This window comes from Candidatus Enterococcus huntleyi, from assembly GCF_009933175.1.
In the GTDB taxonomy this organism is placed as follows: Bacteria; Bacillota; Bacilli; order Lactobacillales; family Enterococcaceae; genus Enterococcus_K; species Enterococcus_K huntleyi.
Genome location: NZ_MAEJ01000016.1, coordinates 61,156 through 72,545, shown reverse-complemented (window position 1 = coordinate 72,545; position 11,390 = coordinate 61,156). Strand labels below are relative to the sequence as shown.

General features: G+C 40.1%; 8 protein-coding genes, 18 tRNA genes and 1 riboswitch. Of the genes, 24 read left to right on the top strand and 2 right to left on the bottom strand.

What is annotated here, in order from left to right; all coding sequences use genetic code 11:
* Positions 1 to 23 precede the first annotated feature (23 nt).
* The 21 genes from BAU15_RS10370 (at position 24) to BAU15_RS10270 (ending at position 5,475) form a co-directional block, all read left to right on the top strand.
* Positions 24 to 97 (top strand) — tRNA-Pro (locus BAU15_RS10370).
* Between the two features lie 16 nt (positions 98 to 113).
* Positions 114 to 186, top strand: a tRNA-Ala gene (locus BAU15_RS10365).
* Positions 187 to 213: 27 nt separating this feature from the next.
* Positions 214 to 287: transfer RNA gene (locus BAU15_RS10360), tRNA-Met, on the top strand.
* Between the two features lie 12 nt (positions 288 to 299).
* Positions 300 to 373 (top strand) — tRNA-Ile (locus tag BAU15_RS10355).
* Positions 374 to 401: 28 nt separating this feature from the next.
* Positions 402 to 491, top strand: a tRNA-Ser gene (locus tag BAU15_RS10350).
* A gap of 15 nt (positions 492 to 506) precedes the next feature.
* Positions 507 to 580: transfer RNA gene (locus BAU15_RS10345), tRNA-Met, on the top strand.
* 40 nt (positions 581 to 620) lie between these two features.
* Positions 621 to 694, top strand: a tRNA-Asp gene (locus tag BAU15_RS10340).
* A 6-nt stretch (positions 695 to 700) separates the two neighbouring features.
* Positions 701 to 771 (top strand) — tRNA-Gly (locus BAU15_RS10335).
* Between the two features lie 14 nt (positions 772 to 785).
* A tRNA-Ile gene (locus BAU15_RS10330) sits at positions 786 to 859 on the top strand.
* Positions 860 to 872: 13 nt separating this feature from the next.
* Positions 873 to 960: transfer RNA gene (locus BAU15_RS10325), tRNA-Ser, on the top strand.
* A 15-nt stretch (positions 961 to 975) separates the two neighbouring features.
* Positions 976 to 1,047 (top strand) — tRNA-Glu (locus BAU15_RS10320).
* A 15-nt stretch (positions 1,048 to 1,062) separates the two neighbouring features.
* Positions 1,063 to 1,152, top strand: a tRNA-Ser gene (locus BAU15_RS10315).
* A 15-nt stretch (positions 1,153 to 1,167) separates the two neighbouring features.
* Positions 1,168 to 1,241: transfer RNA gene (locus BAU15_RS10310), tRNA-Met, on the top strand.
* A gap of 37 nt (positions 1,242 to 1,278) precedes the next feature.
* Positions 1,279 to 1,352, top strand: a tRNA-Asp gene (locus tag BAU15_RS10305).
* 22 nt (positions 1,353 to 1,374) lie between these two features.
* A tRNA-Phe gene (locus BAU15_RS10300) sits at positions 1,375 to 1,447 on the top strand.
* A gap of 13 nt (positions 1,448 to 1,460) precedes the next feature.
* Positions 1,461 to 1,531: transfer RNA gene (locus BAU15_RS10295), tRNA-Gly, on the top strand.
* Positions 1,532 to 1,542: 11 nt separating this feature from the next.
* Positions 1,543 to 1,616, top strand: a tRNA-Ile gene (locus BAU15_RS10290).
* 18 nt (positions 1,617 to 1,634) lie between these two features.
* A tRNA-Glu gene (locus BAU15_RS10285) sits at positions 1,635 to 1,706 on the top strand.
* A gap of 97 nt (positions 1,707 to 1,803) precedes the next feature.
* Positions 1,804 to 1,887, top strand: a riboswitch (SMK box riboswitch).
* Positions 1,885 to 3,075, top strand: coding sequence for a methionine adenosyltransferase (metK, locus tag BAU15_RS10280; RefSeq protein WP_161842669.1), 1,191 nt, complete (start codon positions 1,885 to 1,887; stop codon positions 3,073 to 3,075). It overlaps the preceding riboswitch by 3 nt.
* Positions 3,076 to 3,192: 117 nt before the next feature.
* A complete protein-coding gene (locus tag BAU15_RS10275; RefSeq protein WP_161842668.1) occupies positions 3,193 to 4,659 on the top strand; it encodes an MDR family MFS transporter in 1,467 nt (488 codons plus the stop codon).
* Positions 4,660 to 4,677: 18 nt separating this feature from the next.
* On the top strand, positions 4,678 to 5,475 hold the full coding sequence (locus BAU15_RS10270) for an alpha/beta hydrolase (protein WP_161842667.1): 798 nt from the start codon (positions 4,678 to 4,680) through the stop codon (positions 5,473 to 5,475).
* A gap of 56 nt (positions 5,476 to 5,531) precedes the next feature.
* On the opposite strand, the gene BAU15_RS10265 is transcribed toward BAU15_RS10270, so the two are convergent.
* Positions 5,532 to 6,194, bottom strand: a complete 663-nt coding sequence (locus tag BAU15_RS10265) for a TetR family transcriptional regulator (protein WP_161842666.1) — start codon at positions 6,192 to 6,194, stop codon at positions 5,532 to 5,534.
* A 138-nt stretch (positions 6,195 to 6,332) separates the two neighbouring features.
* Between BAU15_RS10265 and BAU15_RS10260 the strand changes: the two genes are divergently transcribed.
* The 3 genes from BAU15_RS10260 (at position 6,333) to BAU15_RS10250 (ending at position 10,746) form a co-directional block, all read left to right on the top strand.
* Positions 6,333 to 8,048 (top strand): ABC transporter ATP-binding protein, encoded by a 1,716-nt coding sequence (locus BAU15_RS10260; RefSeq protein ID WP_161842665.1) that lies wholly within the window; start codon positions 6,333 to 6,335, stop codon positions 8,046 to 8,048.
* Positions 8,049 to 9,818 carry an ABC transporter ATP-binding protein gene (locus BAU15_RS10255; protein ID WP_161842664.1) on the top strand — a complete coding sequence of 590 codons (1,770 nt, stop codon included), beginning with the start codon at positions 8,049 to 8,051 and terminating at the stop codon, positions 9,816 to 9,818.
* 400 nt (positions 9,819 to 10,218) lie between these two features.
* Positions 10,219 to 10,746 carry a helix-turn-helix domain-containing protein gene (locus BAU15_RS10250; protein ID WP_161842663.1) on the top strand — a complete coding sequence of 176 codons (528 nt, stop codon included), beginning with the start codon at positions 10,219 to 10,221 and terminating at the stop codon, positions 10,744 to 10,746.
* 73 nt (positions 10,747 to 10,819) lie between these two features.
* On the opposite strand, the gene mnmM is transcribed toward BAU15_RS10250, so the two are convergent.
* On the bottom strand, positions 10,820 to 11,389 hold the full coding sequence (gene mnmM / locus BAU15_RS10245) for a tRNA 5-(aminomethyl)-2-thiouridylate-methyltransferase MnmM (protein ID WP_161842662.1): 570 nt from the start codon (positions 11,387 to 11,389) through the stop codon (positions 10,820 to 10,822).
* Position 11,390: the final 1 nt, after the last annotated feature.

Sequence of the window (11,390 nt, the reverse complement as noted above, 5' to 3'; positions counted from 1 at the left end):
CGACTCCCTTTGGGTGCATTATTCGGGAAGTAGCTCAGCTTGGTAGAGCACTTGGTTTGGGACCAAGGGGTCGCAGGTTCGAATCCTGTCTTCCCGATATTTTAAAGAAACACGGGGCCTTAGCTCAGCTGGGAGAGCGCCTGCTTTGCACGCAGGAGGTCAGCGGTTCGATCCCGCTAGGCTCCATATCATTTTAATAATGATTATCTTTTTCGCGGTGTAGCTCAGCTGGCTAGAGCGTCCGGTTCATACCCGGGAGGTCGGGGGTTCGATCCCCTTCGCCGCGATTATTAGAGCCTGGACCTTTAGCTCAGTTGGTTAGAGCAGACGGCTCATAACCGTCCGGTCGTAGGTTCGAGTCCTACAAGGTCCATAGTGGCGTTGTATCACACTTTCATAACGGAGGATTACCCAAGTCCGGCTGAAGGGAACGGTCTTGAAAACCGTCAGGCGGGTAAAACCGTGCAAGGGTTCGAATCCCTTATCCTCCTTTTTACTACTATTATCGCGGGATGGAGCAGTCTGGTAGCTCGTCGGGCTCATAACCCGAAGGTCGTAGGTTCAAATCCTGCTCCCGCAATTGCTTAGATTTTCTAAGCACACGTAATAAAATCAAAGTTGGTTTGGTAGTTCAGTTGGTTAGAATGCCTGCCTGTCACGCAGGAGGTCGCGGGTTCGAGTCCCGTCCAGACCGTTTCTTGCGGGTGTAGTTTAGTGGTAAAACCACAGCCTTCCAAGCTGTTGTCGCGAGTTCGATTCTCGTCACCCGCTTTAGATTTTATTATGGGCCTATAGCTCAGCTGGTTAGAGCGCACGCCTGATAAGCGTGAGGTCGATGGTTCGAGTCCATTTAGGCCCATTATATATTTCTTGGGGAAGTACTCAAGTGGCTGAAGAGGCGCCCCTGCTAAGGGTGTAGGTCGGGAAACTGGCGCGAGGGTTCAAATCCCTCCTTCTCCGTAAAGTTTTTATTTAGGCCCGTTGGTCAAGCGGTTAAGACACCGCCCTTTCACGGCGGTATCACGGGTTCGATTCCCGTACGGGTCATTGGGTTCATTATATGGAGGATTACCCAAGTCCGGCTGAAGGGAACGGTCTTGAAAACCGTCAGGCGGGTAAAACCGTGCAAGGGTTCGAATCCCTTATCCTCCTTTTTATTACTATTATCGCGGGATGGAGCAGTCTGGTAGCTCGTCGGGCTCATAACCCGAAGGTCGTAGGTTCAAATCCTGCTCCCGCAATTGCTTAGTTCAACTAAGTAGCAACATTAGATTCATTGGTTTGGTAGTTCAGTTGGTTAGAATGCCTGCCTGTCACGCAGGAGGTCGCGGGTTCGAGTCCCGTCCAGACCGTTTTACAATTTATGTGTTTTTTGGCTCGGTAGCTCAGTTGGTAGAGCAATGGATTGAAGCTCCATGTGTCGGCAGTTCGATTCTGTCTCGCGCCATTAATAGTTTATCGCGGGTGTAGTTTAGTGGTAAAACCACAGCCTTCCAAGCTGTTGTCGCGAGTTCGATTCTCGTCACCCGCTTTATTTTTTTTGGGCCTATAGCTCAGCTGGTTAGAGCGCACGCCTGATAAGCGTGAGGTCGATGGTTCGAGTCCATTTAGGCCCATTATCAATAATATTTTATGGCCCGTTGGTCAAGCGGTTAAGACACCGCCCTTTCACGGCGGTATCACGGGTTCGATTCCCGTACGGGTCATCATTAAATACTCTATGATAGAGTATTTTTTTTTGCTTTTTTATCGATATATTTAGTTGAAAAAGAGAGCAAATCTATGTGTTTTCTGCTATACTAGGGACGTTGCAAGTTCCCGAGAGGATCCGTGAAGTAAGCGGAGATGCCTTGTAACCGAAATTATTAAGGGGGAATCAAGAAAATGAAAGAAAGACATTTATTTACATCAGAATCTGTTTCTGAAGGACATCCGGATAAAGTTGCTGATCAGATTAGTGATGCAATTTTGGACGCGATTTTAGAGAAGGATCCTATGGCACGAGTAGCGTGTGAAACATCAGTAACGACTGGCTTGGTTTTAGTATTTGGTGAGATTTCTACGACAGCGTATGTCGATGTCCAAAAAATTGTTCGTCAGACAATTAAGGAAATTGGCTATACACGTGCTAAGTATGGATTTGATGGAGATACAGCAGCTGTTTTAGTTGCGATTGATGAACAGTCACCGGATATTGCTCAAGGAGTCGACGAAGCATTAGAAATTCGTGATGAAAAAAAAGAATCGCTTGATGAGATTGGCGCAGGGGACCAAGGCTTAATGTTTGGTTTTGCTGTGGATGAAACACCTGAATTAATGCCGTTACCGATTGCTTTGAGTCATCGTTTAGTCAAACGATTGGCTGACTTGCGCAAGAGTGAAGAACTAGAGTATTTACGTCCTGATGCAAAATCTCAAGTCACTGTAGAGTACGATGAAGCAGGCTTACCACAACGTGTGGATACTGTCGTTATTAGTACACAGCATGACGATGCGATTGACAATGAAACGATTCATAAAGATGTTATAGAGAAAGTAATTAAGGAAGTCATTCCTACTGAGCTATTAGATGAAGAAACGAAATATTACATTAATCCTACTGGTCGTTTTGTAATTGGTGGCCCTCAAGGGGATGCTGGTTTAACAGGTCGTAAGATTATTGTAGATACGTATGGCGGCTATGCTCGTCATGGTGGTGGAGCTTTCTCAGGAAAGGATGCCACAAAGGTTGACCGTTCAGCTAGTTATGCGGCTCGCTATATTGCTAAGAATATTGTGGCGGCGGGTCTGGCTAAAAAGGTTGAAGTACAGCTTGCGTATGCGATTGGTGTTGCCCAACCTGTTTCAATCTCAATTAATACATTTGAGACATCAGTTGTTGCTGAATCAAAACTAATCGAGGCTGTGCGGGCAAACTTTGATTTGCGCCCAGCTGGAATTATTGAAATGCTTGACTTGCGTCGTCCAATTTACAGACAGACGGCAGCTTATGGTCATTTTGGTCGTACAGATATCGAATTGCCTTGGGAGAAAACGGATAAAGTTGATGCGTTAAAGGCAAGTTTGAAAGAGTAGAGAGGCGACTTCTATTAACGAACTAGTTGATAGGAGTCTCTTTTTTTGTTTGAAATTATTATTTTTAATAAAAGAAATTTGTGAATTTTAAATAGATAAAGTAAGGGAGTTAAGAGTTTGGAAAGAAAAACGAATGTCACGTTGGTGACGATAAGTATATTTGTAGCAACATTTATGACAGCAATTGAGGGAACGATTGTGACAACGGCTATGCCGACGATTGTTGGGTCATTACATGGAATTGAAATTATGAATTGGGTATTTTCTATTTATTTATTGACGAATGCCATGTTAACACCGATTTATGGGAAATTAGCTGACAAAATAGGTCGGAAACCAATTTTCTTATTTGGTGTATTGATCTTCATGATTGGTTCTTCCCTCTGTGGATTTTCGCAAGATATGTTGACTTTAATTATCGCCAGAGCGATTCAAGGGATTGGTGCAGGGGCGATTATGCCTGTTGCTTTAACGATTATTGGCGATTTATATAGTGTTGAGAAGCGTGCCAAATTTATTGGCTTCAATAATGCTGCTTGGGGGATTGCTAGTGTTTTTGGTCCCTTAGCAGGAGGCTTTATTGTAGATACAGTTGGTTGGAATTGGATTTTCTTTATCAATATTCCGATTGGAATTATATTAATGGGCTTGATTGGTTACTTTTTAGTAGAGCCTAAGCAAAAACGAGCAACAAAAAAATTAGACGTTTTAGGTTCAATTAGTTTGATGTTGGTTCTGTTAACCTTATTATTGGCTTTCCAATTCTTAGGGGATGATGGAATTAGTGGTACTGCATTGGCTCTCTTTGTTGGAACGATACTTAGTTTGGCTCTCTTTATATGGGCAGAAAAACGGGCAGAGGATCCAGTGATTGCCCTAGATTTATTTAAGAATCGAACATTTGTCGTCGTCAATATTGTTGCTGCACTGATTGGTGGTTTTTTGATGGGGATTGATGTCTATATCCCGATGTGGATGCAAGGCGTTTTAGGTATGAGCGCGGCAATTGGTGGGTTGGTTTTAGCGCCCTTATCTATTCTTTGGATGCTAGGATCCTTTATTGCTGGCCGTTGGTTATTAAAAATGTCTATTCCTAGAATTTTATTTTCCGGACTATTGATTGTTTTTGTCGGTGGATTAGGACTGTTCTTGATGCCGATACATGCCCATTTTTCATGGTTTGTAGTAATTTCAACAATTACGGGGATAGGTTTAGGTATCATCTTTACGACGACTACAGTAGGGGCTCAGAGTAGCGTACCAGTGGATCAACTAGGTGTAGCGACCTCATTCAATACGTTAGCTCGTACGATTGGGCAAACAATTATGGTCTCGGTTTTTGGTATTTTAATTAATAGTGTCAATAAACAAAAATTACTTGAGACGAACTTAACAGATGATCCAGATATCATGAATAAGCTAGTCAATCCTCAAACGGCGAAAGAATTATCAGCAGATTTATTACAACCACTTAGAGGGATTTTATATGAAGGCTTGCATATGGTCTATTTTGTTGGTATTTTATTAATAATCGTTCCGTTAGTGTTGACGTTTTTTATGAGCGGATCAAAGAAAATTAATTAAAGGTTGGGTGAGAAAATAATGGCATTTATCCAAGCAAATATCTATTCAAACGTTCTTGAAATGGAAGTAAATGTAGACGTAATTCTACCACAGAAAACAGAAAAGGTAATCGGTGAAAGTACTCAGCAAGCGAATTCAGATGTTCCGGTCTTGTATCTTTTACATGGAATGGGAGGCAATCACAGCGTTTGGTCGCGGAGAACCTCGATTGAAAGATATGTTGCGCAGTATCAAATGGCCGTTATTATTCCTTCTACAGACCTGGGCTGGTACACGAATACAACCTATGATATGAATTATTGGGATTTTATCGCAGAAGAATTACCTGAGATTTGTCACGAATTATTTCCTCAATTAACGACTAAACGCGAAAAAACATTTGCTGCTGGCTTATCAATGGGTGGCTATGGTGCTTTAAAGTTAGGCTTAAAGAAACCGGAAGCTTTTGCGGCGGTTGCTTCTCTATCTGGTGCAGTTGCGATTGGGGGCAATATGGAGGCTTTATTAAATGTCCGCAAAGCGGCTTTTTGGGAAGGGATTTTCGGACCGTTGAATCAAGTTGAGGGTTCAGAAAATGATCCGTTATACTTAGTAGCGGATCTAGCAGCTAGTGGGAAAGTAGCTCCCCGCTTTTACTTAGCTTGTGGCGAAGAGGATTTTCTTTATGGCGCCAATCAACAAGTAGTCGCAAAAATGACAGAAAGCAAACTACCCGTTACATTTGAACATGGTCCAGGAAACCATACGTGGGAATTTTGGGATCAATGGATTCAACGGGCGCTGGAATGGTTTCATGAAGAATCAGTAAGTGAATGAATTTATCAATAGTAAAAAAACAGGTGCCCGTTGTGGCAACCTGTTTTTTTTGCTATTTAATCGTGTTGTTGACAGAAGTGAGTATCCAGTCCGTCTAAATAAATCGCGATACTTTCGAGGTATTCACTCTTTAGGCTACGCTCTTTTCTAGTTTGCATCCCTTGTTGAATGTTCACCAGCTGATTTTCCTCGGCATAGTTTCGCATAAAATGAATATGTTCCAATAAGGATTGATTCCCATCAACAATTTCTTGACGAAGATGGGCTTCTTCTTTGTAATCCATCATAAAGCCAATCAATAAGTTTTGAAAAGAACTGACGGCTAAATGACTTTGTGCTAAGGGGACGCCACCAGAACGGATAATCTGAATCATCGTATCAATATGTTCCAAACGACTAGGATAAGCCGGAACGGTCTGGATTTCAAGTTCAATACCGCAGGGGAACTGAGTATAAAGATCAAAGTAACTTTCCATATAGGCTAAAATATCTTTTTTCCAGATGCCCTGTATCTCTGGAACAATCAAGTGTGACTCCATAGTTTCAGCCATTGCTTGGAGCAGCATTTGTTTATTTTTGAAATACCAGTATAATGCCGGAGCTTTGACATCAAGCGCTGACGCAATATGACGCATCGATAACCAACTCAGGTTTTCTTTTTCTTCTAGTAAGTGAAAGGCTGTTTGAATAATTTTTTCTTTAGATAATTTGGCTTCCATAAGTGAGGACCCTTCTTTATATGAAATTTTGATTTAAACTGTTGCTATTAAAATTAAAACATGGTACATTATTATGCGGCTTTATTTTACAGTGTTAAATAGAGACTGTCAATTTTTTTGTGAAAGTGGGGAAAAGATATGGATTTAATTTTAAAACACGTGAAAAATTATCGTGTGCCAGTGACAATTTCATTATTATCGGTTGTTGTCATGGTGGTTGCTTCGTTATGGCAGCCTAAATTGTTACAACAAGTACTAGAAGCTATCATGCAAGAAGATAACGATAAGATGTTAGGCTTGGGTATTTACCTGATTGGCTTGGCGGTTCTAGGCTTGTTTGCGGGGATTATCAATACGATCTTTTCGGCACGCGTAGCACAGGGAGTCAGTGCAGACATTCGTGAAGAAACTTTCCGTAAAATTCAGACTTTTTCTTTTGGGAATATTGAAACTTTCTCAGCAGGAAATTTAGTGGTCCGTCTAACCAATGATATCACACAAATCCAAACGTTGATTATGGTTGCATTACAATCGCTCTTTCGGATTCCGATTCTCTTTATTGGGAGTTTTATTTTAGCGATGTACACTTTGCCTCAGTTGTGGTGGGTGATTGTCTTACTCATTATCGCAGTGGTGATTATTACGATACTTTCATTTACACGAATGGGTAAACATTTCATGATTATTCAAAAGTTAATTGATAAAGTCAATGGTTTGGCTAAAGAGAACCTATTGGGGATTCGCGTGGTTAAATCTTTTGTGCAAGAAGATTCAGAGCTAGCCCGTTTTACTAAAGTTAGTGATGACTTAACGAAGCATAATATTGTCGTAGGTACCTTATTTTCAGTCATGATTCCTTCCTTCATGTTAGCTGCTAACTTGGCAGTTGTCGGTTCAATTTTCTTTGTCAGTACATTAGTCAAAGATGATCCGTCAGTAATTGGCGGGATTGCTTCATTTATGAACTATTTAATGCAAATTATGATGGCGATTATTATCGGTGGGATGATGATGATGATGACGTCACGGGCAGCTGTCTCTTTACAGCGGATTAAAGAAATTTTGGAGACTGAGCCAGATATTACTTATCCAGATGTGCCAGAAGAAGAGTTAGTAGGAAGTCTTACCTTTGATCAAGTTTCTTTCCGTTATCCTGGCGATGAGCAAGATACCTTGAAAGATATAAGTTTTAGCATTCAAGCTGGTGAAATGGTCGGCATTGTTGGTGCAACAGGTGCTGGGAAATCAACGTTAGCACAATTGATTCCGCGTTTATTTGATCCAACCGAAGGAACGATTAAAATTGGTGGAAAAGACATCAAGTCAGTCAATGAGCATAGCTTGCGTCGGACTGTTTCTTTCGTCTTACAAAAAGCGATTCTATTCTCTGGGACAATCTCACAAAATTTGCGCCAAGGGAAAAAGGATGCAACTGATGAAGAGATGAGTCAAGCAACGCAAATCGCGCAGGCCAAAGAATTCATCGAAAAATTAGCGGATCGCTATGAAGCACCTGTGGCAGAACGCAGTAATAATTTTTCTGGGGGCCAAAAACAACGATTATCTATCTCTCGTGGGGTCATTGGTACGCCGAATATTCTAATTTTAGATGACAGTACTAGTGCCTTAGACGCTCGCTCTGAAAAGCTTGTTAGAGAAGCGCTGGATCATGACTTGAAGGGAACGACAACGATTGTCATTGCTCAAAAGATTTCATCAGTGGTTCGAGCTAACCGGATTCTAGTCTTAGACAAAGGACAATTGGTTGGTGAAGGAACCCATGAAGAACTCGTGCGCTCAAATACTGTGTATCAAGAAATTTATGAAACTCAAAAAGGAAGGGAGGACGAATAAATGATGGATTTAGTGAAAGCAGGTAAGTTCTTTTATCATTATTTAAAACGGTATAAATTCTCCTTCTTGATTATCTTCGTAACGATTGTGATTGCGACTTATCTTCAAGTGAAAGCACCTCAATATATCGGGGAAGCTTTCCAAGAATTGGCTAATTACGTGGTTAATTTGATGCAGGGTGTCGATGATAAAAGTAAGTTTGTTTCTGTTATTTGGAAGCTAGTTCTATTTTATGTTTTAGCTAGTGCAGCGAACTTTATCTACAGCATTCTGTTCACTCAAGTAGTAGGTAAATCGACGAACCGTATGCGTATTGGTCTATTTAATAAGTTAGAAAAACTGACGATTCGTTTCTTTGATTCCCATCAAGATGGTGAAATTTTAAGTCGTTTTACGAGTGATTTGGATAATATTCAAAATAGTTTAAACCAATCCTTACTACAAGTCTTATCTAATGCGGTTCTTTTAGTGGGCATTCTAATCATGATGTTCCGTTCAAATGTGACTTTAGCGTGGGCAACGATTGCCTCAACGCCGATTGCTATTTTAATTGCAGTAATTGTGATTCAAAAAGCTCGCAAGTATGTCGATTTGCAACAAGATGAAGTCGGTAAATTGAATGGTTATATGGATGAAAAGATTTCTGGTCAACGTATTATTATTACCAATGGGCTACAAGAGGAAACGATTGATGGCTTTGTTGAGCATAATACCAAGGTTCGTGAAGCGACCTATAAAGGTCAAGTCTATTCAGGTTTGCTCTTTCCAATGATGCAAGGGATGTCGTTAGTCAATACAGCTATCGTGATTTTCTTTGGTGGTTGGTTAGCGTTAAATGGTGAGCTAGATCGTTCAGTAGCGTTGGGGTTAGTAGTAACTTTTGTTCAATATTCGCAACAATATTACCAACCATTAATGCAAATTTCTTCAGGCTATAGCATGATTCAATTAGCGGTGACAGGTGCGAGACGTTTGAATGAGATGTTTGATGAGCCTGAAGAAGTTAGACCAGAAAATGGTCAAAAAATTTCTGGTATCAATTCAGCAGTGGCGTTAAATCATGTTAACTTTGGCTACGATGAAGAGAAGCTAATCCTAAAGGATGTCTCGATAGAAGTGGCTAAGGGAGAAATGGTTGCTCTTGTGGGACCGACTGGTTCAGGGAAAACCACGATTATGAATCTGCTTAATCGCTTCTATGATGTGAATAGCGGTTCGGTAACTTTTGATGGCACAGATATTCGTGAATTAGATCTAGCTAGCCTTAGAGAGCATGTTGGGATTGTTTTACAGGATTCCGTCTTATTCTCTGGTACTATTCGTGAAAACATTGTGTTCGGTCGCCCTTCAGCAACCGATGAAGAGGTCACGTATGCTGCCAAACAAGCCAATATTCATGATTTTATTATGGATTTGGAAGAGGGCTATAATACGGAAATTACCGAAGAAAATAATATCTTTAGTACCGGACAAAAACAGTTAATCAGTATTGCTCGGACGATTATTACGAATCCAGCCTTGCTAATTTTGGATGAAGCGACAAGTAACGTTGATACGGTGACGGAAGCGAAAATTCAAAAAGCAATGGATGAAGCAATCAAAGGGCGAACAAGCTTCGTAATTGCTCACCGATTGAAAACAATCTTAAACGCGGATCGTATTGTCGTCTTGCGTGATGGTCAAGTCATTGAAGAAGGTAGTCATCATGAATTATTAAAAGAAGATGGCTTCTATGCTGAGCTGTATCATAACCAATTTGTGTTTGAATAGTAGATAAGTTTGTTTTACTGGAAATAATCTAAAGTAATAACAGATGGATAAAATCTGCAATAGTAAGAAAAATGAAACAGTCACTACAGAGTGCAAAGTGCTTTGTGTGGCTGTTTTTTGTCGATTAACTGGGTAATTATCGAGAAATACCTAATCTTACCTAGGTAAAATACAGAGGAATTCGCTACTATTTCCTGATTATCTATATTAAGGAGGGCTGGTTTTATAATTGTCATGAGCTGAATTTATTTTATTCATCAGAAAAAATAAGCATAAATATAGAGGAACAAAGCTTGTTATATCAAGGGATGTAATCATTTGCTATCGACATTTTAACCAAAGTGCAATATATTGGATTGAGAAAGAGTCACAGAAAATAGTAAATTGTAGGTGAAGATAAATGGAAATTAGTCAAATGCTAAAAGAAAAAAGAAAAGAATATCAGTTGAATCAGGAACAATTAGCTGAAAAAGTGTTTGTTTCTAAAAAAACAATCTCAAATTGGGAAACAGGAAAGACGACGCCTGATATTGATAGCTTAATTCGTTTAGCCAAACTATTTGATTTATCTTTAGATAATTTATTATTGGAAGGATCGATGGTTGTGGAAGAAATTAAGAAAAGAGAAAAAGCGTTTGAGATTCAAAAGGTTAGTTTATTAGGGGCTCAGCTCACCAATCTATTACTAATAGCCTTTTTGTTTTTGCCAGAGTTACTGAGTCAATTTTATATATCAGAGCCGATGTACATAGTTTTATTAGGCGTCATATTATCCAATACTTACACGCTCTACTATTTCCGAAGACAATTGAAAGAGTATAAGGGAACAGAGCTTGAATCGTCTAAAGTTAAAATGGGTAACCGTCTTTATATCGTTATTGCGGCGTTATTTTTCATCTTAGCGTTGGCGGTAAAATATCTGTTCTAGTCACTATATTGTAGTTGTGATAAAGACCTCCATCTAAAAAATCCTGCACCTTATAAAGGGGTGCAGGATTTTTTTAGGGTTTCTTACGTTCAATACAAAAGAGAATCGGTGGTTGATTCTTTTGATTAATAAATTGATAGTTTAGCACGCTGAATTGTTCTTGGGGAAGAGCTTCACAGTAATTTCTGACCATGTCTAATTCTTCCGTGCCTCCAACATGTCCATAGTAAGCGACCAAAATGAGACGTCCACGAGGGACGAGTCGAAGAAGAATTTCAGTCATAGCTTTTTTTGTTGTACTAGGTAAAGTGATGATTGATTTATCACTTTTAGGTAGGTAACCGAGGTTAAAAATTGCTGCTTTTATAGAAAAATCTGGATCTAAAACTTCCCCCAGTGTTTCGTGTCCTTGTAGATAAAGTTGCGCACGAGTGTCTAAGCCTGCGGCAATCAATTTTTCTTGGGTTGTTTTGACGGCCTGTTCTTGGACATCAAAACTAAAAACTTTCCCAGTCTTACCGACTAAATCAGCTAGGAATAGAGTATCAAACCCATTTCCCATAGTTGCATCAATCGCATTATCGCCAGGCTGCAAGACCTCTTTTATTAGTGTGTGGCTATAATGTAGCGCTGTTTGTAACATT

What these genes read in the sequence shown, in the direction of transcription:
- metK (WP_161842669.1), top strand. Translation starts at nt 1,885, where the DNA reads ATGAAAGAAAGACATTTATTTACATCAGAATCTGTTTCTGAAGGACAT.
- BAU15_RS10270 (WP_161842667.1), top strand. Translation starts at nt 4,678, where the DNA reads ATGGCATTTATCCAAGCAAATATCTATTCAAACGTTCTTGAAATGGAA.
- BAU15_RS10265 (WP_161842666.1), bottom strand. Translation starts at nt 6,194, where the DNA reads ATGGAAGCCAAATTATCTAAAGAAAAAATTATTCAAACAGCCTTTCAC.
- BAU15_RS10260 (WP_161842665.1), top strand. Translation starts at nt 6,333, where the DNA reads ATGGATTTAATTTTAAAACACGTGAAAAATTATCGTGTGCCAGTGACA.
- BAU15_RS10255 (WP_161842664.1), top strand. Translation starts at nt 8,049, where the DNA reads ATGATGGATTTAGTGAAAGCAGGTAAGTTCTTTTATCATTATTTAAAA.
- BAU15_RS10250 (WP_161842663.1), top strand. Translation starts at nt 10,219, where the DNA reads ATGGAAATTAGTCAAATGCTAAAAGAAAAAAGAAAAGAATATCAGTTG.
- mnmM (WP_161842662.1), bottom strand. Translation starts at nt 11,389, where the DNA reads ATGTTACAAACAGCGCTACATTATAGCCACACACTAATAAAAGAGGTC.